Here is a 25,515-nt window from a genome sequence, read left to right as displayed (position 1 = left end):
TAGTATTTGCACTTAAAGTATTGAAAATAATCAAGTGTAGAGGTGAATGGGTAACAACTTTCAGCGTAATGGCAATTGAAACACCTAAGTATTAGGTTCCTTTTCGATTAACACTCTGTACCTTCTGAAAGCAACAATGCATCTTCTAATTCAACCCCAAGATAGCGGATTGTATTATCTACCTTGGTATGACCAAGTAGTAGCTGCACCGCTCGGATATTTTTCGTTTTTGCGTAGACTAACGTCGCTTTTGTTCGCCTCATCGAGTGAGTGCCATACAAGTTAGGATCCAACCCCAGATTAGAAGCCCATCTCCTCACTAAGTATCGATAGTACGAATAGCTAATCGGTTGTTGCTTTCGCCTTTGGCTTGGGAAAATAAAATTGCTGTCATGTAGCGAAGCCATCAAAATCCATTTCATTAGACTCTGCTGAGTTCTTGTCGTTATCTCAAATTGAACTTCAATATCTGTTTTGCGCTGGATATGCTTAACGCGGTTAAATATCCTATCTTGCGAAGATACATCGCAAATGCGTATTTCGGTGATTGCGATCGCTCGTTTCGGTTTATTCCGATCACCTGATCCTGCCGTTTTTCTCTCTTCCTATTTTTACTCTAAGTGATCGGATTGCGCCAGTTTTCTCATTGACTCACCTCCCAGTTCTATTCGATGGCTATTGTGTACTAGCCGATCCATGAGAGCGTCTGCGACAGTAGCGTTGCCGATCATGTTGTACCACTCCTTTACAGGTAATTGACTGATGACGATTGTGCTGCTGTTTTGGTAGCGGTCTTCAAGCACTTCTAACAAGTGACCTGCATGCTCTTGAGTCAGTTTTTCCATCCCCCAGTCGTCTAGGATCAGTAAGCCTTTCTTAGCCAGTGATTGAAGCTGTTTTTGATAGCTACCATCCAGACGACCTGCGGTTAGGTCATCAAGCAAGCGAGTTAATCGGTAGTACCTCACCGTTTGTTGTTGGTCGCAAGCGTTGGTCGCCAATGCGCAACCAAGATAGGTTTTGCCTGCGCCTGTTGGGCCTGTGATCAAGATGTTCTGGTGCTTGTGCAGATAGCCACCAGTTAGAAGTTCGCTCATCTGCTTGCGGTTAAGGTTTCGCCCCTCCTTGTAGATGAGCTGACTCGGCTGAGCATCCACTCTCAGCTTGGCTTGCCGTTTTAGCCGTTGGATTTTGGATTGGTTGCGGTTCAAGATCTCACTTTCCAGAAGCAGGCTTAACCGTTCTTCGAAGTTTAGCTCTGCGTAGGTAGTCAGTTGTTCTTGTTGCTGTTCTAGCGCTTTCGCGGCATGGCTCAAGCGCAGGGTTTTTAGTTGGTCATTGAGTGCGTTCATATCTTTTCTCCTAGTGATAACAGTTCGGGCCACGAACATTGCTGTGAACAAGGTTCGGTGTGCTCGTGTTGTCTTTGCTCAGTTGGCCTTCACGATTGTGCTTCAACAGGTTGTTAATGAAGGTGTAGTTGGTTTTTGTCAGCATCAGCGCATCTTTACAGGCTTGCTCTAGGCGCGATTCACCATGGGCTTTGCTTAGGTTGAGTAACCCGAGACAAGAGCGATAAGACTGCTCAGGATGGGGCTTGGAGTTCAGCATCTTGTTGACGACTTCTCGTGTGGCTGGGCCGATATTGGCACCCCAGTTGAGCAGGCGCCCTGGCGACCACTTCTGATGTTGATGATTACTCGGCATGTGCTCTGGTTGGGTGCTGTTTCCGCGCTCTCTTTGACTACGTGGATGCTGAGCGATCAAGTTGCCTTGGTGATAGATCTGCACCAGACGGTTGGAGGCTTCCAGTTCGACATGGTGACCAACAAGTTGATGTGGCACCGAGTAGTAGTGGCGGCGATATTCGATGTGATAGTCAGGCCCGACTTTGGCTCGTTTGGTTTCAGTATATAGGTAACGCTGTTTGGGGAGGGGCTTTAACGCAGGCTTATCGAGTTTCTCGAACAGCGCTTTACGACTTGCACCATACTGCTTCATTTCACGTTGGTTTAAGTCGTTCATAAGATCACGGATAGCGAGATTGAGTTCCTTGAAGGTGTGGAAGGTTTGGTGTCTTAACCGCATCATGATCCAGCGCTCCACTAAGAGCACAGCATTCTCGGCCTTGGCTTTGTCTTTGGGTTTGTAGGGGCGGGCTGGCATTACGGCTGTTTGATAGTGATTCGCCAGTTTTTGATAGCTGTCGTTAAGCCTTGGCTCATAACGGTTAGCTTTGGTGACCGCGCTACGTAGATTATCGGGAACCAAGAGCTGTGGTACCCCACCAAAGTGCTCGAACGTATTCGCATGCGCTTCTAACCAGTAAGACTTACCTTGGCTTGGGAAGGCTTCAACATAGGTGTAATTGGACGCGCCCAAGGTCGCCACGAACACTTCTGCTTCGCGCACTTCACCTGTATCAGGGTTGACTACTTGAAGTCGAGGTCCACAGTAATCGATAAACAACTTGTCACCTGCAACATGGAGCTGACGCATGCTGCGCTTTTGGGTTTTGAACCAACGAGTAAAGTGCTCGCAGAACTGAGTGTAAGCGTAAGCTTGCTCTTGATATTGCTCATGGTATTCCTGCCAGAGCAACATCTTCGTCATGCCTTTACGTCTGAGTTCGACTGCGTATTGCGTGAAGTCTGGCATGACTTTATCGCGACTGGTTTTCTTGCCGTGATACAGAGCTTGAGTGAGATCAGTATCGCTACAACTTTCAGGTAGAGGCCAACCAAGTTGACTTTGTCTAAAGCGAGTCAGGAGTTCCGATATGGTGGAAGGGCCGAGTTTAAGGCAAGAAGCGATGCTGCGATTTGAAAGACCGCAGTCGTACTTAAGGCGTAATACCTCTTTGATTTTCTTCATTGGAGTTCTCTTTTTTGCCATTGTCGCTTCCTTACCTTCTTGTTTAAGAAGTAAAGAATAGCGAGCTATTGATTTAAAAGAGAAAAAGGTGGGATTTCGGGCATTCCGATCGCGGTTTTCGCTATTCCGATCGCTGATTTCGGAGTTAGGCTAAAAGTGATCGGATAATCGCGGAATCGGCGATCGGTTTAAACCGAAATGGGCGATCGGATAATCCCGAAATGACTGATCGGAATGCTCCGAAATATGCACAAACTCTGAGAACGAGCAAATCACTTGCTCTAAGTTTGCTATCAATAGCTAAGTTGAGCAACGCAAGCTGCATCAAATTATTTTCAATTTCTAATCTGGTTCTGATTCGCCAAATTTCCTCAAGCCGAAAAGGCTTTTTGACGCCACTTCGTTTCGTTTTGTTGAAAACTACCATGATGACCTCCTTTTTGATTGGTCATCACGATTGTAGTTGCAAGAAAATGGACATTTCTGAGTTAGAGAAACCATCTCTAGATATAGAAAAAGAGGTCAAATAGATCTCTTCAATGGGTTCGTTTAGCTGTGTCTGACAGGTTGTCGCCCAACTGGCACATCCTTAGAAGGGACGTGCTCTATCCAGCTGAGCTAAGGGCGCGCTACAGTCTTGGACACAGTCTAAGAGTACGCAATGATAAAGACTGTGTTAGAACTGTCAATAAGTCTCTCAAATATTTATTAAAACCATGTACCTACTATGCAGCAAGCTTTGCTGATACAAGGTAAACAACAAGTAGTTGAAACAGCCTTACCTTATTAACGTCGCTACGAAGTTCCGGTACTGTCACATGGTTCTCAAAGGTGTTTCCGTGAACAACTTGATGCCGACGACTATTAATATTGTTTAAAAAGTCCTGCCATACTGTTTGTCCCTGATAGCGACTTGGTGAAAGACGACTGCTCAGGGTTAGCTTCGCGGTGTAAGGAAAGTTTTCACACCCTCTGCATGTGACTTTGTGTAGCAAGTGTAATCTTCGCTCTGCAGCTTTTCTCGACTCAAATACCTCTTCATAAGAGGAATTATGAAGGTGCTTAAAAACATCGGATACCCCAAACTTCGACAGAACCAATTTGACCATGTCTGGTTTAGGATTCTTGTTGCCAGTACCCAAGAAAAGAAAAGCATCAACACTCGCTTCAAAGTCACTTACTTGCTCCAAAGTGGCAATTAAGGAGTCCTTGTGTTGGCGGAAGTCATTTTCTTCCATCATTGCCTGAGAATAATAACTGCATACAATCGCCTCCTTCGTGGAATAAGGAAAGTCAGCAAAAGACAAATGTCGATTCAAATCATCAACCAAGCTACGTGCCAACTCTTTAATGAACCCTTCCATATGAGAAATCATTAGAATACTCGCAGCCCTGCAGAGTGAATCATACATAGGCTCACCCTCATGATGCTTGTCAGCCTCATCAATTAGCAGTTCAACCTCTTTCCAACGTTCATCCGTTGTCGAAATTAAGTCATGCAAAAAAGTAGGCATTGTTAATCAACCAAAGTTAAGGCTTGTTCAATTCTAAACCTAACTTTAGAAACATCATTCACACTCCCTTGGCAAGATTCAAAAAAGCCTTTGTCAAAAAAGAGATTTTTGAAAGCTTCAAAGTTGGGTTCTTTGCCTGACAGATACGCCTTCCTAGACATAGCCATTGCAGCATCAAATACTGCAGCATTAAATTTAGAAACCTCTTTCAACTGAGGAGGCTCGGGATTTTCTGAATCTACTTTGTACTTGGCAAAAGGCTTCGTTTCTATTGTCGATATCAATGCGATAACACGGTGAAACTCATCCATCATTTCGTTGATTTGAGGCTCTGGATATTCATTAAACTCCTTCATTTTCTCCGTGAGGAACTGTTTGAATTTACCTTTGTAAGTCAAGTAGCCATCACCTGAGGTGAGGGCAAAGTAACGTAGCACCAACTCTACATCTTCCATCTTTTTTCGCTTTGCACTATCAGCCGAAATGAACGACAACCGAAGAAAATCTACATCATTTGCGGCTTCGTTAATTGCCTCTCTAAACTTACCTCTACAAGTAGCATTCCTGAGTTCTTGTGGCTCTAACTTCACAGAGCCTGAATTCAGTCTTTCAAAAATATCAAATTTGACTTGTTGGTCTATCGTTGAGTCGATTCGTAAACATCGAATTGTTCTCTCCTCAAGTCTGCGAACCAAAAACGGAGGTAAATCTGAGTATTTACAACCATTCAGCGGCTCTAGCGCCTCAAGTCCATCAAGCTCAAAACCTTTGTTGAAAAAATCTGTTATCGCAGTTAGACGTTGTTGTCCATCGATTACTGAATATCTTGCCACCCCGTCGTCAATTTCCTCATCAACATCAATATCCTGAGAGATGTAAACGAAAGGGATTGGGATATTCAGGATTAGGCTTTCTATTAGCCTAGATGCTGTTTTTACGTCCCATCGATGTCTTCTCTGGTAGTCTGGGCTTAGCTTAATGATGTTTTTATTTATCTTTTTTACCAAAGTTTCTAAGTCATACTCGACGGTTACCGCTTTAACCGTTCTCTCTTTCGCTACTTGCTGCAAGGCATCAAGCTTGGTTTTTAAAGAGCTCATAATTTCTCTGCTTTCTCATAAGGTTATTACTACACCTTAACATAACTTAAAGCTTGTTACCGTTATCTTAAGCGCAGACCTCTATCACTCAACCATAGCCATCTGAGAGTTTGAATTGCTCTTATCAAAGGTGACATTAACAGCCCTTATGAACGAATTATCAAATGAATTGCAAATTGGCACATCCAATGAAGCGTTAGGTGTAGTGGTTCAACTATCTAACAAACTTTGGGGCATTTTCGAGCTAGAAAATGCCACGGATAAAAATTCAACTTGAGAAGTTCTTGGACATTTATGAGTTACATACTCTGGTAATTTAGAAAATAATGAATTAGCAGAGATATAGAAAAGACCTATCATTCAGCAGGGAATAGCATTTGTGCTACGATTTGTCTTTGTTCCTTTGTCATTGCAGAGATACCCTCAATCAACGTTTCTGCGGACACTTTTTCCTTGTTAATCGTATTGGCGTTTTTCATAACTTTGTTGAGACGATGTAATTTGCATGTTCGGATTGTTTCCGTGCCTTTCTTAGACAATGGTGCATAGAGGAACTGTTCAACAATATTAATGTGCTCACTATATTTGTCATAGTGTGGGTGAATTATGCTAAAACTATCCGACTCAATGGGGTAACAGCTAGTAACCTGTTTACCAACAAAAACATCTATACTGCCTTTGGAAGTGTTACAAGCAGGGCAGCTTAGGGCTAAATTTCGACTCTCAAAAATGAACTGTGTGTATATTGATTTTGGCAACACATGTTCAATCTCAACTTCTTTAAGGTCGAAACCCAATGTCTTCTTACAATAGCAGCAAAGATTGGACTGCTGTTCTCGATAGTGATTCTTCAAATTGTCTCGAAACGATTTGTATTTGGAAACCGCCCAATCTCTATGTGACTTAACAGGTTTAGAGGTAACGGCTATTTCCTTCTGACTAGGTTCATATGCTCTTTCAATCTGTTCCATATTCGCTTTCACCTGCTAACGTATCCATGATCATTTTTAGCGGATCTTCATCTCTTAGGTTTCTTCTAACTGCTTCGATCTGCTCTAGTAATTGTGAGAACTCCGAAGTATCAGTTTTGTTGGCAGTAACCAAATCAAGCAACCGTTGAAGTCGTGTATTCAGATAGTGATTGCGCGAAGTTGGTAACCCAAAGACATCAAGTAAGATCTCCTCTGATGAAAGACCTTCTGTTCGTGTATACCGTTTCCACGTTTTGGCTCCATTGCTAAGGTGCAGCACTTCTGAGTTATTGAGAGGTAAATCGGAGATAAGAAGGTTGGAATGCGTTGCTAGGAACACATGGCAACCCAAACCAGCAATTGTTCTGTCGAAGACTCGTATGTAATCTGTTTGCCACTTGGGATGTAAACTCAACTCTGGCTCATCAAGGAAAATTAATGATCCCTTCTTTACTATTGGAACTAGCCTAAGAAGCGATGTAACTATGGCTGACTCACCCGAACTAAGGTCTGTTGAAGGTACTTCTTGTCCATTACGGTTGTGTAACCCAATTCGAGGTAGTTCTAGTAAGCCTAGCTTACTTAATTTTGTATATAATGAGTAATCCGAAGTTACCTTAGAGAAAGCTGTAGCCGTTGAGATAAGGTCAAAGGTAAGTGATAACGTTTTGTTTTTCTTTACTTCTCTCCAATTTAGAAGACTGAAATATACCTGACACAACTCATCTAAAACATCGTCTTTATAAAGGCTATGATGCTCTGAATCTTTGACAAACCGCTTAAAGTCCCTTTGCTGGGTTTGTAAGTCTTTCAAGTTGTTTAAGCCAGTTTGCTTTACTTTCCAGTGTACTGAAATTTTGGGCGTAAACTCCAATAACTCAAATAGGGGTAAAGCACGGTCTTTGACATTCTGAGCATTCGTATCTGTTAGATCATCTAAAAATGACGTAAGCGAATGACATGTTCTTTTTTGAATAGAGTCATATAGTCTGGGGCCAAGATAAGCATAATCACAATATTTACGATCAACCTTTGAGGGTAGCTTATCAGTCACACTAGCAGTAAAGCTGATAACATGGTTTTTATGAACCTTATCTAGTCTTGACTTCCCTTGTCTGGTTACTTTCACCCCATCGATAGACTGAGCGTACTCATAAATCGCACTATTGATACGCTTGGCAATGATAACAGATTGCTCTTTAAGCTTATTCCCTTCTGTTAACGCAAGAACTATCTCCCTCAAAAGTCGAGATTTACCGCTACCATTTTGGCCAATGAAAACCGTAAAGAAGTTTTGGCCAGAGCTAGCTTTCTCATCCAAACAGAAATCAAAATTCAACCCTGACACAGCAAATCTTGTAAGCCTTGTTTCCATAAAGTCCCTTTTAAATTCGTAGCCTAAGATCAATCTTACCGTAACTCATGACAATTACGAAATGGACTATAATGCCATGAAAAAACCTAATGAAAAGTTTGATGGCGGCTGGTGAGCATTCTATTGTGCAAACACATTTCGGGGCAAAAACAAGTCAAACTGACTCTTCACAATCGCTTACTTGTACCGAAGATTCTATTTCACGAGTAATAGTCTCCAAAGCAAAGTTCAGCGTATGATCTACTCCTGATAATAGTTGCTCTAGATTCGGAGTAAAAGGATAATCAGGGACTACACCTATACCGTTGAACTCTGAACCATCGGGATAAGTTCACCTGTTGGTACATACTCTAAATTGCCCACCACCTGGCAACTCACCAAAAATCGGCATTCCTGTACTTCCGTAAGTGGGACTACCTACAGTTTTTATATGCTCAGCTGATGCTGAGAAAACTAAAAAATCTTCGGCCGCAGACGCTGTATTTGAACCAATGAGAACATAAACTGGGATCTCAGTTTTTTCATTCGTCGCAGGGTAAAGCCAGCTTCCCTCACTATACGTCCATTCTTCAAAATCATAAGATTATAAAGATTATGACCACTCTAATGTAATTACCCATTATTATTCTTTATTTATGTAAATAAACACTTTTTTGATTATTATAGATTGACTAATTTTCCATCTAATACCATATTATTAACTAATAAAAATACTTTTGGTAGGTAGTAAAAGTATACTAAATATACCTGAATTTACGATTTGAGGTGTTGTGCTTGGCGAAGTTTTTATCTGTACGGAATAAGAAAAGCGTATCTGTTGACGTCCACCCTCGTGCGTATGAGGCATACCGATTCTTTCATGCTCAGATGTTTTTGTTCTATAAAACTGAGCTTGGTACTCAAGTATTGGAGGGGCTTCAGAAAGGCCAGCTCTTTTCTGTGGTGCGAGCTTCGAGTTCGAAATGTTATCTCTTTAGCGGATTTGAAATACACGGTTTTTCTATTAATGAATTTGATATGAGCGATCATCAAGTCGTGATTTATGATGATTTGACTGAAGAGGAAATAGAGCTATTGGCTTGGACTGGTGTATTCAGGGTTTTACTTTCTTCAGTCCAAGGAGGAAGGGTGGAGGCGTTACGCAAAGCTATTAATGAGCAGGTACCGAAAACGGTTCTTAATTCTGTTTTCTCTGTTAAAACACTTACTCAAGACTTCGTTGCGAGATGCACGCCGTATTCTTTGGCTGGTTTAAAAAAGCAGAGCAAAAAGATCGCAATTATCACAGCTGATTCAGAGCCTGAAACCAAAACGGATTCTATTTTCGAACAATTAACCCGTGAAATTCGACGCAATGAATCATGATGAACTAAAGCAGCGGTTTGCTGATAAGAATCAGCGATACTTCTTTCAGAACCTGTTTTGTGGCTCTGTGAGCGAAAATGGTGCTCTCGCTAATGAAGTTATACGACTGTGTGACATATTGGATGCTCGCTATGCTGCTCATTTTACTGAAATGACCTTCTTGCTGAATGAATCGAAAAGGTACCAGTGTGATTCTCCTCTACCTTTGACGGAAGTGTACTCCAATTTCAAAGACAAAAATTTTTTAACCCTTTATGTTGTGGCTTGTTTTGTTGCTGTCGATATCAACCGCGTTTCTTACGACATTAAGCAGTATGACCAATATAAAGCGTTAACCCTGTTGGTGGTGACTCACCTCAGCTTTCAGGGCGATCATGAATCGAAAATTGAACGCCTATGTAACGAATTACGACAATATGCACTGGGTAAACGTGAGCGGCTCGCGGCTTACCTCCCGGATATGCTTCAAACCACTTTTCCTCACTTAATCGAAGAGCTAGAGGTTTTGTTACAATCTGATGAGCTTCAACAAATCAATGTTGGTCGCCAGATTGCCAATATTAAAGTGCCTTATCAGGCCACCTTTGAAAATAAGAGTGGCTTTCATCGAAACGTAGGATCTCGTGAATTTAAACGAGAAGGCCGGCTACACATTACTGAGAAAAAGTATATTGATGATGATAGAAGTGTTTCGGTCGTAGAAATCAAAGAGCTAAAATTTGGTGATCTGGGTGACAAAAGTGCTTCTTGGGTAGATGAAGAAGAGCGATCTGCCAACTCTCGTTCCATTTCAATGGTGACCTCTCAAGAGTTTGTTACCAAGGATTATGGGGCACAGGCGCTACAAGCCAGAGCAGTAAATGAACGTATACGTAAAAAGAGCATGATGCTTACCTGTGAACTCTCTTCAATGACGCCGTTGGAGTTACACCATATGGTGGTTGATTGCATTGCCTCCCTAAGAAATCAGGACGAACATCAGGAATGTGCACGTCTTCTTCTTTTAATGCTTCTGACTGGAAATGGATTTGAAGATATAAAAAGCTGGCAGGCCAGACGAAACAACAGTCGGAGAATTATTGGCGTAAAACGGAAGTTTACACTCCCGAGTCAAAAGCTGCGAAAAGAGCTACTTCCTTTTATCAGGAATGTCGTGCAAGAGTACACCCTTCCTTTACCTTTGAATCTGGTGAGTGATCTGAACAGCTTCAAATTTGGCAGCACGGAAGAGAAAGACGTTAAGGCCTTTCTGTCAATAATAAAAAAACGTCATGATGTTGGACTGACATTATCCAAGATAACTTCTTATTTACCGCAGACGTTAAAAGGAAATGGTATCGATTGTACTCTGATTGACTTGATAACTGGCTTTGATGCTAAAAACCAACCAGCTCGGTTTTATACTTACGTTCCCTATGATGAACTACTTGCGGTTGTAAGAAGATACTTTAACCATATTAATAAGGCTGCTGATACGGATTATTTACTTGATTTAGATGTTAACGAAACTGGGCAGTCTTTAGGGTCTCCACTGTATATTGATACCAGGATCCTGAAGTCCATATTCACCAAAATACAAACTAAGCTCTGCGATATCTCACCCGAGCTTGAGGACTATTATTCTGAGGAGAACCATAATCTTCGCGCGATTTATTTACAGTTGGTGTTGGGGCTGGTGAGTGGTTACAGGCCTGTTGAGGGCTGGTTTGGGAATATCGATGATATTCACTTTTCTACCGGCGAATACCGGATAGCCGAGAAAGAACGCGGCACAGTATACAGTGGGAGAACGGTGCTCTTACCTGAGATCACGTTGGTGCACCTTGAGGGGTACATGCATTACTGTGAAGAAGCAGCGATTCATTTCTCTGTAAGAGATCGTGAATTGTCCCAGCGATATCGCCAATCACTCAATGGCAATATGCCTTTTTGTTTCTATCGTTATCAGGAGCGGATACAGGAGGTGACACCTTCAACCTACATGCAACACATAGATTCAATTTTTCCTCTTCCTGCTAACTGGACTCGTCACTACTTACGTTCACTGCTGTTCAGTCATGATATCTCCGATGAACTAATTGGTGCCTGGATGGGGCATATTCATTCAAATCAACTCCCTTTTGCTCAGTTCAGTCAAGTGAGTCGCCAGGATTTGCAACAGATCCGTGATTTGCTACAAGAGCACATCATCAGTCTGTTGTCTGGAGAGTTATAGTGAAAACGAAAAATATCGGTGAAGAAAAACGGCACAAGAAGCGTCTCGCGCACAGAGAGGCAGTAAAAAGTAAATCGAGACAACTGCTTGAAAAGGTATTCCCTAATCCTGTACATATACCATCCGAAACCGTCTTTAGTAGCTGTTGGGATAAATACAGTGACAGTCTGTTGGATACCTTTGGCCAGCAGCGGGATTTCCGACTTGCCTTCAATCATGGCGTAAGTCTTGTCAAAAAGTATCAAAAGGAGCATGGCTGGACGTTATCCCCACCTTCTCATTTGATCACAAATAAAACGCCGACTCAGTTGCGAAGTCCCGAATGGTTAAAAGGGGCATGGGCGCTGTATGATGCTTACGATGTATGGTTGAGAGAAAAATCAGATAGGAACAAACGTGATGTTCGCTTTCGCTATCAGTCATTAATCCTGTCACTCATCATGGACTCGGGACAGTGCAACATAGATGTTGTAAAAAGCTTTAATCGCCAGCTGCAGCAAGACAAAAAGCTCAACCTGAAACGTTTTTCCAACCGAATATTTGTTACACTAAAATTGAAAAATGATAACCTGAACAGCAATGACTATGAGGCTAGAGAGCCTGTCACTACCTTTCAATGTTATTTATCAGTCAAAACTCTGGGTCAACTTAGGCTCTGGCAAAAGCTGAATAATAAGGAGTGGCAATATCCTCAAAATAGCAAGCAGATACTGCAAGCCCTGTTGGTTGGTTTTCCAGAGCAAAAACATTTACCGACAAGCTTAAAACCGTTTTGCTCCTGCGCGGCATTCTGGTATGAAAGGAACTCCAACCCCCATTTGAGTCAGGCGTTATTAGAGTACAGGGTAGGGCGAACCCGGTCCTATTCACTGCCAATGTCCAATCTGGTTAAGCTGATTGCTCCTGTTATACACATTGTACCAGCAACATCATTTTCGGACTTTTCTACCGATGTAAAAGTAAAACATTCTCGAAAACAGGAAATCCCAAGCAAACCTATTTCACTAATACAAAGCCAGTTTATCAACGAGTTAAAAAGAGCCTGTAAACCCACTGAAAACGGAGAGAAAGTTACAGAAAATACAGTTAGAGGTAGGTTAGAAGGGCTTCTAGAACAGTATCAGATGGAGCCATGGCAACAGGTTTTCATCCATTGGCTGATACACAAAACTCACGGTTGCGTAGCCAAGACAGTTCACCAGTATATGCTTAATCAGGTTAAATACTGGTACCTGATGAACACCGAGTGCCATTTGTCTGAATTGACAGACAGTGCGGATATTGAAGGTATTTATCAGGAGCAAATTGATAAGCACCTGACCAAGAAGTCGCAAAGCTATTTCGCTAAAAGACTGAAGGAGCTACACGGATTTGCAACGCCTGTATTGGATCTCCCTTCTCTAAGTGACAGCTTCTTCCACATTGATGCCGGCAAAAAACATACCCGAGCAGGACTTATCAGCGAGCCGTTATTTAAGGTATTACTTCAGCATATCGAAAAATTAACAGATCTCAATGACATCGATAAACTTGCGCTTCAATCGATATGTATCCTCGCTTATCGTTGCGGACTCCGTCTTAACGAGCTCTATAAGTTGCAGCTTAAAAACCTTGAAAACTCAAAAACTGGCTGGCTAGAAATTCGTCCGAATCGGTTTGGTGACAACAAAACGGCAAGTGGTCTTCGAAAAGTCCCCGTTTTTCCGCTGCTGCTTGAGCATGAATGTGACATTGTTGCGGACTACATTCGTTTCAAACGAGGGCAAAATTTATCGAAAACTTCGCCTTTGTTTACAATGGGCGAAGATACGCACCGACCATTCAATACTTTTGCGGTTTCAAACTACGTTGGTAAGGTGCTCAGGGCACTCTCTGGCGAAGGTCACCTGATATTTTATCATCTGAGACACAGCTGTTTCAGTAGGTTACAGCTAATGCTTGAAGGCTGTAATCCTGAGAAACTTCTGCCAGCGTTTTACCCGTATTCAGAAAAACAGACTGTAGAGCTGCGACAAAAGCTCTTTAAAAACACCTACAGTAATGGATATTGGGAGATAGCTGCTTTGGGTGGACATGAGAGTCCTCAGGTTACTTTTATGCACTATTTTCATTTGAGTGATTTGCTGGCAACACCGTCGTATGGGCAAGATACACCGGTTTCACTTAAAGATGCGCAGGAGCAAGGGTTGTGCACCCGAAGGTATTATCAATCCTTGAAAAAAAACAAAGAAGACATAACCTATGGAGACTTTTTTGAGTCATTAGCTGATGAACTTGATATCGATAATCTGGAGATAGACCTTGAGCAAATTACCGCTGAGGAAATTGTTTTACAGCGTCCTGATAAAGAAAAAGTCAGTATCAACATTTGTTACCAGGTTCTTGAAGCGATTTCTCGAGGTGAACGTATTGATTTATTAGCGTATCAATATCGTCTTAAGCAAGAAACGATAGATAAGTGGCTCCGTAATGCCCTTTATCTAAAGTCATTGATGGCATCTAATTCGGGCTCTCAAGTGAAATATGATCAATTTGGTAATAAGCAGCAGGTTGAGCCACGGTCCCGCCATTTTTCAGTTCGTAGGGAATATGCATTGATTCCCGGCAAGCTAAAAACGATTAAAGAAGTGGCGTATGCAGAGAAGTTTGTTCAGCAGTTAAGGGCTCACTACAGAGAGGCGCCGGAAGCTATCAGTGACATGATGCAATATTGTTTAAAGCATACCGTAGTCAGTAAGTCAGGGGTTAACTTCAACTCGCCTTCTAATCTAAAGAAATTTATTGAAACCTTTCAGTTTGCGATCCCTAAGTCACATTGGCGGGCAGTAAAGTTATATATCAATAGCAGTAGTATCAAAGAGGAGTGGCAAGTTGTATTAAAAGGTATGACAACAGTTGAAGGCAAACGAGGGAAGAAAGTCGGTCGAAGTGGTACTGGTTCGGTTAGACTTGAGCTCATCAGTCCATCTGAGGATAAATATGCAGAAGGTGGTAGGGTCAATAAATATTCATCTCATTTGGTGGTGTATCTGATGTTTATGTCGTTTGTGATGCTGCAGAATCAAGATTTGCTACTCAAACCCAATTAAATTTGAAAAGGTAAAGTCGCCAAATGAATTGTCCAGTATGGCCGGGGCAGTTCACTACGATCTGACCAGTTACACCCATCAATGGTCGTAGTCTCATGCCTAAACCTCGTTACAAAACAACTAACTGGAAGCAGTATATAAAGCGTTAATCAACCGTGGCTCTCTGACCTTTTGGATTGATGAGGAAGCGATGGCCGGTTATATGGACTCCCCGTTTCAACAAAAAGAACGATAGATATTCGCGTGCTTATATACGAGCTACTGTTGAAGAGCTACCTCTGCTCAATGATAATTCCGGTTGTCAGGGTGCAATGCTTGTTAGCGAGCTATTTCTCTTTCGACTATTCTGTATCACTTAACTTTTATCTTACGCTTCTTTTTGTCAAACTGTCAGAGCATAGATGCTCTATATTCTGTATCAGATTTAAGCATAGCAAAAGCGGTACGGACTCTTTTATTTGCCAATGCTACCGCAGCACATTTTTTGCCTCTACGTGCTACTAATGCTTGTAGCCACTGTTCTTTCTTTGTTTTAGCGTCGCGTTTTTCGACTTGCTGAGCCACAGATATTGCGCCAGTAATTAATAGACTGCGCAGCGTTGAGTTTTTCCTTTTATCAATATGTCCCAACTTCGCTTTACCACCAGAAGAATGTTGGAGTGGTGTTAAGCCAATACAAGCGGAAACATCTTTTCCCTTGTTAAACTGACCAAGTTCTCCTGATGCCAAAGCAATGTACAAATGAATTGCGTTTAATTTCCCTACACCTTCAATCTTCATTAACTTTCGGCATTCTTGGATTGACCTTATCCATTGTTCAAGGGAATGATCATAAGTATCAATTGCTTCGCACAAAACCAAATATAAGTCGAGTGACACTTTCAGCATGTGCCTAAAATCAGCGGTTAAATCATTGTCCGCGTCTTCCAAAATCAGCTCTATCGATTGAGTAAAGCCTTGATGGTTTCTCGAAACTGGCAGATTAAACTCCCTCATCAATCCTACTAATTGATTTTTTAATACTGTCCATTGTTTAACGGCTTGTTCTCGCAATTTCAGCATTGATTGAGCTTGCTGTTGGCTATTGGTCTTACCAGAAACAAAAGTTACCCATTCCTTCATGCTATAAAAGCTGATAACACGATGAGGACAGTAGGTGCGCAAAACATCAAAGGCTAGAAGGTAGCGCCTTCAATAGAAGCCGAATATACGACCGCATCTTAACTTTTATTGCAAATAATCACTTTGTAAATACGTGGATTCCATATAAGGAATGGGGCACTTTTGAGTTAAAAAGTGCCATGGGTTAAAAATCACATGGGTTAAAAATCAGACAGCAACGACTCTGTCGAGTAGACGACACTTGTTGCCAAGTGCCGTCCCTCTAAGAACCGTACGTGCAACTTTCACTGCATACGGCTCAAGCCTCCACTAAGGCATCGTTTGATACCCAGCAACTATAAAGCAGTCGGAACAGGTTCAACCCAAGAGTTACGTGCTTGTCTTTTTGACTTCCGCTTGAACAAGTAATCTTGATAGTCGGGGTCATAAGGAGTCGCAGCACTTCGGATTTTTACATGTCGCTCTATTGGCACTTTTGCTATTTGGAACAAATTGAAGTGACAATCCATGTTCATGATTTTCTGCCAACCGTGAAATTGCCATTGGCCTTTTCGATTGAGAAAATACTTATGAACAACCCAGTCTTTAGACTTGGTTGGATGCCGTCTAACAGCCCAGTGCCATAGTGCTTGGAATAGCTTGTGGCCTACATACCCGAACACTTGTTTAGCGACGCAGTGGCGGTAGTAATTCGCCCACCCTCTGAGTTTTGGATTTATCAGTTTGATAAGATCATTAACGGAGATAGTTGCGTGCTTTTTGATAAGTTCACGTAGATTTCTCAAAAATAACAGCGTGTTGGGCTTACTCGGTTTAATGAGCAATTTCCCTTTGTACTTCCTATGGTTGAAGCCCAGAAAGTCAAAGCCATCATCAATATGAGTAATCTTCGTTTTCTCTTCGGATAGGGTTAACCCTCTTTCAGCCAAAAAGTCAGCAATCAACGGTTTGATATCGCTCACTAACACCTCCTTTGAAGAGCAAGTGACAACGAAATCATCTGCATAACCAATAAAATTGGCTCTAGCTCCTTTTCTGAGTGCTGTGGATTTTATGCGTTGCTCCAAACCCGAGAGGGTCATTAGCATCAAGGTTGGGGAGATGATCCCTCCTTGTGGCGTACCCTCATCCGTATCATAGAACAGGCCTCTATCCACAAAACCAGACTTCAGCCATTGCTCTAACATACGTTTATCTATGGTGATATTGTTCATAAGCCATTGGTGCCCGATTTTATCGAAGCAAGCTTTAATATCTCCCTCAAGAACCCACTTTGCTGATTTCTTCAGAGCCAAGCATTTAAAGCACTGACTGATGGCGTCAGCAGTGCTGCGGTTTGGTCTAAATCCATAGCTGTTGAGGTCGGCTAGTGTTTCAGACACAGGCTCTAGTGCAAGCAGGTGGAGCGCTTGTTGCGCTCTATCTATCATGCACGGAATACCTAGAGGTCTGAGTTTGCCATTCTTTTTGGGGATGTAGATACGTTTGAGTGGCTTTGCTTTGTAAGTCTTACGACTCAGTTGATCAACTGCTTTCATACGGCGTGCATCTGTATTCCAGATGACACCATCTACTCCAGGCGTTTTATTGCCTTTATTTTGAGAGACTCGCTTAACGGCCAAAAGTTTAGCCGAGCGAGAATGAGTCAAGAGCCACTGTAAGGATTTCACCTTACCGTATTTCTTTTCTCTTGTTGCTTTTGCGATACGCATTTGAAGCTTTAATACGTGGGCTTCAGCGGATTTCCAGTCAATAGACTGCCACTGAGCACCGTCAGAAGATGCACTAATCTCTTTCGAGAGCATCATTTGCTTTTCTCCTTAAATAAAGTTCTTCAAATTCTCTCGCAATGGGAGACCAGTCGGAAGTGGGCTCACTTTCGTGATCAGACATCAGTCTGTATCTACATCGTTACAATGCAGCCTTCGCTTTTTCCGACCTCCTATACCTGCACCACTATCGGCCACAAAGGCTTTCCCAAAGGGAGTGATACAGGCTTACCCTGTTCCGTATGTTGCGTAAAATGTCAGGTTAGATGCCCACTATAGTGCGGAGAGTGCAGTGACCACGAAAAAGTACTGTCCAACCTCTTTCCAACTCTCATTGCCTTTTGGCTACAGCGTAATAACCACTTCCGCTGTTTCAACGCATAACGCACCTTACGTGGATTCACTTACGTTCATCATACTGACTACCTAGCACTCACCCGATTTGTGGTTATCAGGAGGATCTTCTTCTCACGATTCAAATCCCGAATGGGATATTCCCGCTCTTCGTTACATTGTCTGAGCCGCTGCTTTATTCAGGCTCATAGGTTCATCTGGTGATACAGATGGTTCACTCATAAAGCGGTGAACAACGCTTGATACGACTTCAGGTCGCACGGACAAAAGCGTGTTAGGTCTTTAACTCCAACACGCCAGTTTCGCATTAAGATTTCTACGGGTTAGACGCCTCAATAGCCACCGCTGTAGACGGTCGGCTGGATTGACTTGTTAAGCCTGCTCTATGATTTCTTCGATTCTTTCAGATTTAAGGTGTTCTGTTTGTTGCATAATATCAATATTTCTTCCGAACCTTTGTTGAAGACCTCCACGGATCTTTCTTAGCATAAATTTTCCGAGCCGTTTCTCTGACTCTAAAGGAACAGAAGTGCCCATCAATGCTAGGGTATCTGGTGCGTTATTTGAACCACGATGCAATTTATTTTTGGCCTCATCACGTTTTCTTGAAAACTTATGTGTGAGTTCATTATGATGAGCTGTTGCAAGCTCATTGATCCATTCAGTTACTTCCTCAACGCCAAGAAGTACTGAGAGATGATGCGGGTTTACAGAATATTATTTGATATCATAACCCTTAGTAATAAATGGGGTATCATCGAAGCCGGAAATTTTTCCACTTAGGCGATTTTCTTCATCTTCAGTAAGGAAATCATTGTCAGTATGTACAATTATCTGTGTTTCAGGGGCAATCTCTTTAATAAATTCTGTTAGGGTACCCACAGAATTAATGTTGGTCGATGCCTTGTAGCTATAGAAAATAGTTCCTGACTGTGGCATTCCTAATGCTTGTGCTAAACACTCAAGCATTCCCATTTTGGTATCTTCTGTAAGAAATACGTAGTCGATGTCACCTTCTCTTAGTTTTTCAAAACTATCTAGCGCTCCAATATCCATTAACATAGATAATCTATGAAGATTATTTCCTTGCTCAAAAACACTACCATTTTTAAGCCACACAAAGTTTGCTTCACCATACAATGAATCAACAATATGACGACTATGGGTTGATATTATTATTTTTTGTATTTGTTTCTTGAGATATGGTTTGTAGCGCTTCAGTTAAAAGCGTTTGGTTGTCAGGGTGCAGATGTGAATCAGGTTCATCAAGCAGTAAAAGGCTAGGCTTAAACAGAGTAACTGATCTGCTCCAGTCAGACTGGACAGCGCATTAAGCGACATATTGTTTTTCAAAGTTAACTGGGCTTAGATACCCAAGGGCACTGTGCCTTCTTGTTCGATTATAATCAACTTCGATGTATTCAAAAAGTGCTTGGCGCATCTCTTCTCGCGTCATTATCGGCTCGTATTGGACGGCTTGTACTTTCATTGAGTGGAAAAAGCTTTCAACACAGGCGTTATCCCAACAATTTCCCTTCCTACTCATACTTTATTTTAGATTATGGGCTGCAATTAAGTCTCGGTAGTCTTTTGAACAATACTGACTACCTCTATCGCTATGGATAATCACACCTTCTGGCATCCCTCTACGGAATAATGCCATTGATAGCGCATCACAGACCAGAGTCGCAGTCATTCTCGTGCTCATACTTGCCGTGAGTACAAGTCGATTACAACTGCTAAATACATCCAACCTTCGCTTGTCGCTAGATAGGTAATATCCCCAGCCCATTTCTGATTCGGTGCTGTCGCATTAAAGTCTTGCTCAAACAAGTTCGGGGCAACAGGAAGCCTATGCTTACTGTCTGTCGTACATTTAAACTTACGGGCGACCTTCGCGACTAAGCTCTTGCGCTTCATGCTCGCAGCAATGGTTTTTACATCATGCTTATTACCATTTTCTTCAAGTTCTTTTTGAATACGCCTTGCACCATCGCGTTCCTTTTTATCAGCAAAGACTCCTCAAACCTTGCTATCAAGCTGCTTGCGGTGCTCATTGCGTTGAGTGACTTTATGGCGATTATCAATCCAATAATAAAACCCACTTCGTATAGTCAAGTAATAAAGTATCATACTAAACCTAATTAGAGATCGGTCAAAATAAACACACCCCAGAGCAAACTACCTGAATTAACTTAAATTCTAAGGACTTAGTGCACCTAAGGAAACAGTGATTAAGTACAACAAATAACCCATGTATGACTTTACAGGGTAATATCACTGCTATTATCGAATATCATCCTGAACGGATCCTCAACAAAAGCACGCACACTAGCTTTTAAGTATTCGAGTTTAATCGCCACTTTATTAATTCTGGGGTGCTCTTTGAGTTTTTTAACCTTGCTTGGCTGTTCTGGGTTACCCTTTCTACAAAGTTTATAAGCTAATTACATTTGATACGCTCATACTGTGAGTTAAAGCATTAATTATACAATTCTAGAAAACAGTCTAGCTGCCCAACCATTAATATCTTCTGGATCAATGACGCCTTCAAACTTTGATTTAGGGTGAGGAATAACATAATAACATAATGGTTATCACTACCAAAAATTCGATCAAAAGTATTATTTTGCCAACGTAAAGAACCACGAAGCAGCTGTTCTTCGATTTCATCAAGTACACTTACTTACCTTGGGTAGCTTTCGCAAAGGATATACAAAAACGCTACAGCCACCCTGGTCATTTAATATATCTAACATCAGGAGAAAACTATCAAACTTATTACGGTAGAGATGTACATCATCAGTCTGATCATTAAGCGCATCCCATTGAGCGCTAGGTAAATCACCAGATATATCTGCTTCATCAGTACTGATATTAATTGATGCTTCTCCAGAGATTGCGCTCCGTACTCAATAAAATTGTTTGTCCAGTGCAGAAAAGAAAACCCCCTAGGAGGGGTTATTATCTGATATGGATTATTATGGTCTCATTTTACGTGACTTGGGTTCACGTTTCTTTTTTTACTGTGAGAAAGTAGCTCTATTTCTGAAGAAGTATGTTCTCTTATTTATTTAGCACGGTGTATATTTCTAAACTGTTAGGGATTAATCCTAACAAATATTATTAAAGGAGTAATTTTATGAAGTTCAAGCTTTCTGTTATAGCTATTTCAATTATTTTCTCTTCTGTAGTATTTGCATCGAGTATTTATGACTCAAGCAAAAGCTACACAGCAGGAGAGAAAGTTTCCTTCAATGGCGCAATTTATGAAGCCCAATGGTGGGCAAATCCTAATCAATCACCAGCAGATATAACGGCGAACAGTTGGGAGTCTCCATGGGTATTGATCTCAGAAACAGGTGGCGAAACAACCCCACCAGTTGACCCAGAAAAACCACCTGTAGTTCCTCCGCTGGAAGGAGAGTACCCTGCCTATTCAGAAAACGAGGCATATTCTGGTGGTGATATTGTTAGTAATGCAGGGGAATTATACCTATGCAAGAATGGTGTAACCCAAACGTGGTGCTCCGGTGCAGCATGGGCTTATGCTCCAGGAACAGGTACAGCCTGGGATCAAGCATGGGAAAAAGTAACTGACCCAACGCCTGACCCAACGCCTGACCCAACGCCTGACCCAACGCCTGATGAAGGTTATATAATTGATCAACAAGATTTAGCCGAGAAAGAAGCGCAATTAACTGACTTCCCTGCAATGGCTTCAGTAAAAGAAGCTATTCGTACAATCGATAACACGGCTGTCAATTCAATTAAGCCATTAGCGGCAAGTAACCCAGAAAACGTAAAACGTATCGAAGGTATTATTTCTGAAGCGGATTGGGACTTCATGTTCGCAAAACGTGCGCCAGAATATACTTATCGCCATTTCTTACAAGCAGCAGGTAAATTCCCTGCATTCTGTGGTACTTATGATGACGGTCGTGATTCTGATGCAATCTGTCGTAAATCTTTAGCCACCATGTTTGCTCACTTTACCCAAGAAACCGGCGGACATACTGCTCACTGGGAAGTGCCTGAATGGCGTCAAGGCTTGGTTCACGTTCGTGAAATGGGTTGGGATGAAGAAATGCGCGGTGGTTATAATGGTGAATGTAACCCTGATGTATGGCAAGGTCAAACTTGGCCATGTGGTACTTTTGATAATGGTGAATTCAAATCATACTTTGGTCGTGGTGCAAAACAATTAAGCTATAACTATAACTATGGTCCATTCTCAGAAGCTATGTTTGGTACTGTTCGAACCTTACTGGACAACCCAGAAATGGTGGCTGACACTTGGTTAAACTTAGCCTCAGCAGTATTCTTCTTCACTTACCCACAACCACCAAAACCATCAATGCTACACGTGATTGATGGAACTTGGCAGCCAAATGAGCGTGACTTAACAAACGACCTAACTCCAGGTTTTGGTGTCACTACACAAATCATTAATGGTGGTGTTGAGTGTGGTGGTACTGTTGAAGTTGCACAATCTTTAAATCGCATCAGCTACTACATAGAATTCGCTAACTACTTAGACGTTCCTGTTCATGATGATGAAAATTTAGGTTGTAAGGGAATGAAGCAATTTGATGCTGAAGGTGCAGGTGCTATAAACATCTATTGGGAAAAAGATTGGGGATGGTCACATGAAACCCCTAGTGGGGCAACTTATTCTTGCCAGTTAGTTGGTTATCAAACTCCTTACTCAGCCTTTAAAGAAGGTGATTTTACACAGTGTGTAAAAGCTAACTTTCCTGACGCTATTATCAAGTAGCTATAAGGGGGTATGAAGTCCAATGGAACGAAACCGTATACAATTGGTCTTCATACCCCCTTATCTTGAAAAATAGCCATCCTAACGAATCAATAAATCATAATAAAACACATCGATGTATAGATACACAGGAAGTAAACCTATAACACACCCCGTATTTTGAGGTGTTTATTATGTCTCATTATGTTTAATGATGCATATCTTGTAAAACCAATGCAATCTCTTGTATTTAGAGGCTTTATCATATTGAAGTATCGCGAAATGAGTAAGAATTACATTTTTCGAGAGTTAGAGTGCCAAATGACGAAGGAAGAGGTTGCTGAACTGTGTTTTAAAAGTGTGAGAACTGTTACGGGTTGGGATGAAGGAAAACCGATACCTCCCGAGTGTAAAAGGCTTATGCGTATGGCAAAAGGTCGGGAACTCAGCGTAAGTGATGATTGGGAACAGTTCAAAATGTTATATGACAGTATGGAACTGCCGACAGGCCAAGTCGTGAGGCCACAACAAATATTAGCAGGGATTGCGCTTTTGGGGATTCAATCTGAATTAGAGATTAAGACTTCGACACACCTACTTGGATTGACTAGGGCTATAGCGAACATTAGGAAATAGAATTAGAAAAGTATGATTTTACCAGTGTGAGGTCAAAGCTATAGCAACAGCGCCTAATAAGGTGAGGTTCTTATTGACAAGATGAAGTTGATTGGAACAAATAACTTGTTTGTTAGATATACCAAATACGACAATTAACTACAAAGTAGTGGCTCGTTTTGCTAACCACTACACGCTCCCAAACCAGTCAGTTGGCGGTGAACAGCGACAACAAACACGGCATGATGAGAACTCAGCACTACCTAAGCGCGCCGATCGAAAAGAATCGCTGGTATCAGTTTGATGTCAAGGTGAAGTGGACGCCTAACTCTGACGGCTACCTTGCCATTACCATCAATGACCAACGTGTAGTGAACCACCACGGGCCGACTAGTTATGTCGATTGTCTCGGCCCCTATTTTAAAGCGGGCATTTACCGCGACCACAGTGTCAACACCTTTGCTCTGCTGTTGGATGATTACTCACGAACCTTGATTGAGGAATCAAATACGGATTTGGAATAAGCCTTATTCCAAATCTACGATCCTTATCGGAGTTGTTGATCAACATAGAGTCTGGCGATCAACTAGAATTGTTCCAGCCACTATAACGTCCGGTCATCACATTCGGTCAGCATGAACCGAAACATTTGTGGACAATAAGTTTGTCAGCGACTTTGCTAAATTAGTAATAAATGAATAACTACAGGTCTGGAATACTCGCCTGCGTTATTTATGTCCTTGTTTGGAATCTCATCGGCCTGACTTGGTCATCATTATGCTCGGCACGAACGACATGAAAAACTGTTATCTGGACCTTGATGTACTGGAACACGATGTATCCTTGCGGGGCTGCCTTTTACGTGCGCCTACATCCGCAACATTGGACGCTTTGCAACAACCTCCGCCCTTGATCGGCTTACGTGAGAACATCACACCAATTGCGAGCATCGCAATACAACTTATGAAAATAAGAACGGTAAGAACTAAAGTCATAACACCACCTCCTATAAATCACTGTATTGTTATCTTTCTCCAATTTTAAAAACAAAGCAATGGTCGTTTTGTAACCACTTATTATTTTTATCAATAGTCAAGCCTTTGCTGATGGTGAAACATGATAAGAAACGAAGGCGAGTTTTGATACACCAGCCTCTGTGGTCTTAACCGATTCTTAATCTTTGGGTCTAAGACAGCAATTGTCGACAAGGTTCTGCCTTAATTCCGAAGTGGCAGGAGAAGGTGCAGCAGGGCGTTCGCGGCGTTGAAAACTTATTGGTAAAGCAAATCATGTTCTCAAATCGTGTCATGCTCACCAAGATGGACAAAGTGGATGACAATACCGTTCGCAACATCGCGCAGGCGATTCACCCGCTTAATGTTTACACCGAGATAATTAAAACGTCATGGGGCTTGAAATTACAGACTTTTGGCGCGCTTCAGTAATTAATGACTAATCGGTTCGCTCTCGTGCGAAAGAAAAGCTACATAAACTCGTTTTTCTCAACATTTAGATTCGCCTTGATAAATTCAATAAACGATGAAATTCTTAGAGATGTAGCTGAGTTCTTATAGTAGATAGCGTGAATGGGCTGCTCTATCTTGAGTGAAGACTCTTTGAAAAGTTCTACCAAGGTACCATTTCTTCTATCACTAAATGTCATAAAGTCGGACAAGCATGCGATGCCAGCTCCACTTAACGCTAAATGCCGGATCACCTCACCGTTGTCGGCTTGCAAGTCACTCGTTGCTCTAAAGATCTTATCGTTTGCATCTTTGAGCGGCCAGTTTTTCAAAATCTCAGGCCGACTAAAACCTAATAACCTATGGTTGGACAACTCATCAATACTACTTGGTGTACCAAATTCATTCAGATATTCAGGGCTAGCAACAATACGTATTCTGCTATTACCGATAAATACTGCTCTTAATGAGGAGTCTTTCAGCTGCCCGATGCGGATAGCAATATCGGTGTGCTTACCAACTAAATCTATGTTTTCTTCATCTGTCGTCAACTCGATTTCAACGTCAGGGTAAAGGGATTGATAACGCGAAATGCACGGAGCAAGCCCATGAATCGCGAAGGGCGTGGCTGCATTTATGCGCAAAAAACCTGAGGGCGTCTCTTTCTGGTGTTTCAATTGTACTTCTGCTAACTCAACCTCTTCGAGCACTTTGCGTACTCTTTTCAGGTATATACTGCCTTCTGAAGTGACGCTCAATTTACGTGTAGTCCGATTTAATAAGGTGGTTTCTAGTTTCGCTTCGAGCCTAGAAATAGTTCTACTCACCGCAGCTGGTGTTATAGAAAGAATCTCTGACGCCCCTCTCACAGTTCCAGTATCGGCAACTGCGACTAGAGCTTTCATTTCATCCAAGGTCGATTTCATTCGTTAC

The 25,515-nt window shown here is 41.9% G+C and carries 20 protein-coding genes and 6 pseudogenes; 9 read left to right on the top strand and 17 right to left on the bottom strand.

All coding sequences use genetic code 11. The features are described 5' to 3' along the window. Positions 1-107 precede the first annotated feature (107 nt). The 9 genes and pseudogenes from AC6I7V_RS21325 to AC6I7V_RS21285 form a co-directional block, all read right to left on the bottom strand. Positions 108-536: pseudogene (locus AC6I7V_RS21325) on the bottom strand (tyrosine-type recombinase/integrase); the annotation flags it as partial. 75 nt (positions 537-611) lie between these two features. Further along, complete coding sequence (gene istB / locus AC6I7V_RS21320; protein WP_046225198.1) at positions 612-1,352, bottom strand: IS21-like element ISVch3 family helper ATPase IstB; 741 nt, start codon at positions 1,350-1,352, stop codon at positions 612-614. Between the two features lie 10 nt (positions 1,353-1,362). Then, positions 1,363-2,895, bottom strand: a complete 1,533-nt coding sequence (gene istA, locus AC6I7V_RS21315) for an IS21 family transposase (RefSeq protein WP_046225199.1) — start codon at positions 2,893-2,895, stop codon at positions 1,363-1,365. A 232-nt stretch (positions 2,896-3,127) separates the two neighbouring features. Next, a pseudogene (locus tag AC6I7V_RS21310) lies at positions 3,128-3,301 on the bottom strand (integrase); the annotation flags it as partial. Positions 3,302-3,599: 298 nt separating this feature from the next. Beyond that, positions 3,600-4,388 (bottom strand): HEPN domain-containing protein, encoded by a 789-nt coding sequence (locus tag AC6I7V_RS21305; RefSeq protein WP_498012486.1) that lies wholly within the window; start codon positions 4,386-4,388, stop codon positions 3,600-3,602. Positions 4,389-4,390: 2 nt separating this feature from the next. Next, the gene (locus AC6I7V_RS21300; protein WP_498012485.1) at positions 4,391-5,488 is read right to left on the bottom strand and encodes a GmrSD restriction endonuclease domain-containing protein; all 1,098 of its coding nucleotides are present in this window, start codon (positions 5,486-5,488) and stop codon (positions 4,391-4,393) included. 356 nt (positions 5,489-5,844) lie between these two features. Then, on the bottom strand, positions 5,845-6,459 hold the full coding sequence (locus AC6I7V_RS21295; protein WP_498012484.1) for an HNH endonuclease: 615 nt from the start codon (positions 6,457-6,459) through the stop codon (positions 5,845-5,847). Continuing rightward, positions 6,446-7,834 (bottom strand): ATP-binding protein, encoded by a 1,389-nt coding sequence (locus AC6I7V_RS21290; RefSeq protein WP_498012483.1) that lies wholly within the window; start codon positions 7,832-7,834, stop codon positions 6,446-6,448. Before AC6I7V_RS21290 ends, AC6I7V_RS21295 begins: the two co-directional genes overlap by 14 nt. Before the next feature lie 331 nt (positions 7,835-8,165). Next, positions 8,166-8,327, bottom strand: coding sequence for a hypothetical protein (locus AC6I7V_RS21285; RefSeq protein WP_498012610.1), 162 nt, complete (start codon positions 8,325-8,327; stop codon positions 8,166-8,168). A 281-nt stretch (positions 8,328-8,608) separates the two neighbouring features. Here AC6I7V_RS21285 and AC6I7V_RS21280 point away from each other — a divergent pair, with 281 nt between their 5' ends. From AC6I7V_RS21280 to AC6I7V_RS21265, 4 genes and pseudogenes are all read left to right on the top strand, one after another. Next, a complete protein-coding gene (locus tag AC6I7V_RS21280) occupies positions 8,609-9,199 on the top strand; it encodes a hypothetical protein (protein ID WP_498012482.1) in 591 nt (196 codons plus the stop codon). Then, positions 9,189-11,414: a hypothetical protein gene (locus tag AC6I7V_RS21275; protein ID WP_498012481.1), complete on the top strand. Its 2,226-nt coding sequence runs from the start codon at positions 9,189-9,191 to the stop codon at positions 11,412-11,414. Before AC6I7V_RS21280 ends, AC6I7V_RS21275 begins: the two co-directional genes overlap by 11 nt. After that, positions 11,414-14,503: a hypothetical protein gene (locus AC6I7V_RS21270; RefSeq protein ID WP_498012480.1), complete on the top strand. Its 3,090-nt coding sequence runs from the start codon at positions 11,414-11,416 to the stop codon at positions 14,501-14,503. Before AC6I7V_RS21275 ends, AC6I7V_RS21270 begins: the two co-directional genes overlap by 1 nt. Before the next feature lie 95 nt (positions 14,504-14,598). Then, positions 14,599-14,699, top strand: a pseudogene (locus AC6I7V_RS21265) (IS5/IS1182 family transposase); the annotation flags it as partial. Positions 14,700-14,893: 194 nt separating this feature from the next. Here the strand turns inward: AC6I7V_RS21265 and AC6I7V_RS21260 are convergent. The 7 genes and pseudogenes from AC6I7V_RS21260 to AC6I7V_RS21230 form a co-directional block, all read right to left on the bottom strand. Continuing rightward, positions 14,894-15,625, bottom strand: a complete 732-nt coding sequence (locus AC6I7V_RS21260) for an IS110 family RNA-guided transposase (protein ID WP_498012479.1) — start codon at positions 15,623-15,625, stop codon at positions 14,894-14,896. Between the two features lie 335 nt (positions 15,626-15,960). Beyond that, the gene (gene ltrA / locus AC6I7V_RS21255; protein ID WP_498012478.1) at positions 15,961-17,433 is read right to left on the bottom strand and encodes a group II intron reverse transcriptase/maturase; all 1,473 of its coding nucleotides are present in this window, start codon (positions 17,431-17,433) and stop codon (positions 15,961-15,963) included. Between the two features lie 1,032 nt (positions 17,434-18,465). Next, entirely contained in the window at positions 18,466-18,867 is a 402-nt protein-coding gene (locus AC6I7V_RS21250) for a hypothetical protein (protein WP_498012477.1), read from the bottom strand. Between the two features lie 40 nt (positions 18,868-18,907). Continuing rightward, positions 18,908-18,997 (bottom strand): hypothetical protein, encoded by a 90-nt coding sequence (locus tag AC6I7V_RS21245; RefSeq protein WP_498012609.1) that lies wholly within the window; start codon positions 18,995-18,997, stop codon positions 18,908-18,910. A gap of 81 nt (positions 18,998-19,078) precedes the next feature. After that, positions 19,079-19,237, bottom strand: coding sequence for an IS3 family transposase (locus tag AC6I7V_RS21240; protein ID WP_498012476.1), 159 nt, complete (start codon positions 19,235-19,237; stop codon positions 19,079-19,081). A 60-nt stretch (positions 19,238-19,297) separates the two neighbouring features. Continuing rightward, positions 19,298-19,497: pseudogene (locus tag AC6I7V_RS21235) on the bottom strand (DDE-type integrase/transposase/recombinase). Positions 19,498-20,042: 545 nt separating this feature from the next. Beyond that, positions 20,043-20,162: pseudogene (locus AC6I7V_RS21230) on the bottom strand (IS5/IS1182 family transposase); the annotation flags it as partial. Positions 20,163-20,890: 728 nt separating this feature from the next. Between AC6I7V_RS21230 and AC6I7V_RS21225 the strand changes: the two are divergent. The 5 genes and pseudogenes from AC6I7V_RS21225 to AC6I7V_RS21205 all read left to right on the top strand — a co-directional run bounded on the left by AC6I7V_RS21225 (position 20,891) and on the right by AC6I7V_RS21205 (position 24,564). Continuing rightward, positions 20,891-22,525, top strand: a complete 1,635-nt coding sequence (locus tag AC6I7V_RS21225; protein ID WP_498012475.1) for a glycoside hydrolase family 19 protein — start codon at positions 20,891-20,893, stop codon at positions 22,523-22,525. A 246-nt stretch (positions 22,526-22,771) separates the two neighbouring features. Then, positions 22,772-23,140, top strand: a complete 369-nt coding sequence (locus tag AC6I7V_RS21220; protein ID WP_498012608.1) for a regulator — start codon at positions 22,772-22,774, stop codon at positions 23,138-23,140. A 158-nt stretch (positions 23,141-23,298) separates the two neighbouring features. Then, complete coding sequence (locus tag AC6I7V_RS21215) at positions 23,299-23,643, top strand: heparin lyase I family protein (RefSeq protein ID WP_498012474.1); 345 nt, start codon at positions 23,299-23,301, stop codon at positions 23,641-23,643. Positions 23,644-23,842: 199 nt separating this feature from the next. Next, positions 23,843-23,923 (top strand): annotated as a pseudogene (locus AC6I7V_RS21210) (SGNH/GDSL hydrolase family protein); the annotation flags it as partial. Positions 23,924-24,360: 437 nt separating this feature from the next. After that, positions 24,361-24,564: a hypothetical protein gene (locus AC6I7V_RS21205; protein WP_498012473.1), complete on the top strand. Its 204-nt coding sequence runs from the start codon at positions 24,361-24,363 to the stop codon at positions 24,562-24,564. Between the two features lie 38 nt (positions 24,565-24,602). On the opposite strand, the gene AC6I7V_RS21200 is transcribed toward AC6I7V_RS21205, so the two are convergent. Continuing rightward, a complete protein-coding gene (locus AC6I7V_RS21200; protein WP_255232950.1) occupies positions 24,603-25,508 on the bottom strand; it encodes a LysR family transcriptional regulator in 906 nt (301 codons plus the stop codon). Positions 25,509-25,515 lie beyond the last annotated feature (7 nt).

It is taken from the genome of Vibrio sp. KUL70, from assembly GCF_059725515.1.
This window is presented reverse-complemented; position numbering and strand designations above follow the sequence as displayed.

Excerpts from the sequence above, each read along its gene's own strand:
- istB (WP_046225198.1), bottom strand. The coding sequence starts at position 1,352 with ATGAACGCACTCAATGACCAACTAAAAACCCTGCGCTTGAGCCATGCC.
- istA (WP_046225199.1), bottom strand. The coding sequence starts at position 2,895 with ATGGCAAAAAAGAGAACTCCAATGAAGAAAATCAAAGAGGTATTACGC.
- AC6I7V_RS21305 (WP_498012486.1), bottom strand. The coding sequence starts at position 4,388 with ATGCCTACTTTTTTGCATGACTTAATTTCGACAACGGATGAACGTTGG.
- AC6I7V_RS21300 (WP_498012485.1), bottom strand. The coding sequence starts at position 5,488 with ATGAGCTCTTTAAAAACCAAGCTTGATGCCTTGCAGCAAGTAGCGAAA.
- AC6I7V_RS21295 (WP_498012484.1), bottom strand. The coding sequence starts at position 6,459 with ATGGAACAGATTGAAAGAGCATATGAACCTAGTCAGAAGGAAATAGCC.
- AC6I7V_RS21290 (WP_498012483.1), bottom strand. The coding sequence starts at position 7,834 with ATGGAAACAAGGCTTACAAGATTTGCTGTGTCAGGGTTGAATTTTGAT.
- AC6I7V_RS21275 (WP_498012481.1), top strand. The coding sequence starts at position 9,189 with ATGAATCATGATGAACTAAAGCAGCGGTTTGCTGATAAGAATCAGCGA.
- AC6I7V_RS21260 (WP_498012479.1), bottom strand. The coding sequence starts at position 15,625 with ATGAAGGAATGGGTAACTTTTGTTTCTGGTAAGACCAATAGCCAACAG.
- ltrA (WP_498012478.1), bottom strand. The coding sequence starts at position 17,433 with ATGATGCTCTCGAAAGAGATTAGTGCATCTTCTGACGGTGCTCAGTGG.
- AC6I7V_RS21240 (WP_498012476.1), bottom strand. The coding sequence starts at position 19,237 with ATGAAAGTACAAGCCGTCCAATACGAGCCGATAATGACGCGAGAAGAG.
- AC6I7V_RS21225 (WP_498012475.1), top strand. The coding sequence starts at position 20,891 with ATGAAGTTCAAGCTTTCTGTTATAGCTATTTCAATTATTTTCTCTTCT.
- AC6I7V_RS21200 (WP_255232950.1), bottom strand. The coding sequence starts at position 25,508 with ATGAAATCGACCTTGGATGAAATGAAAGCTCTAGTCGCAGTTGCCGAT.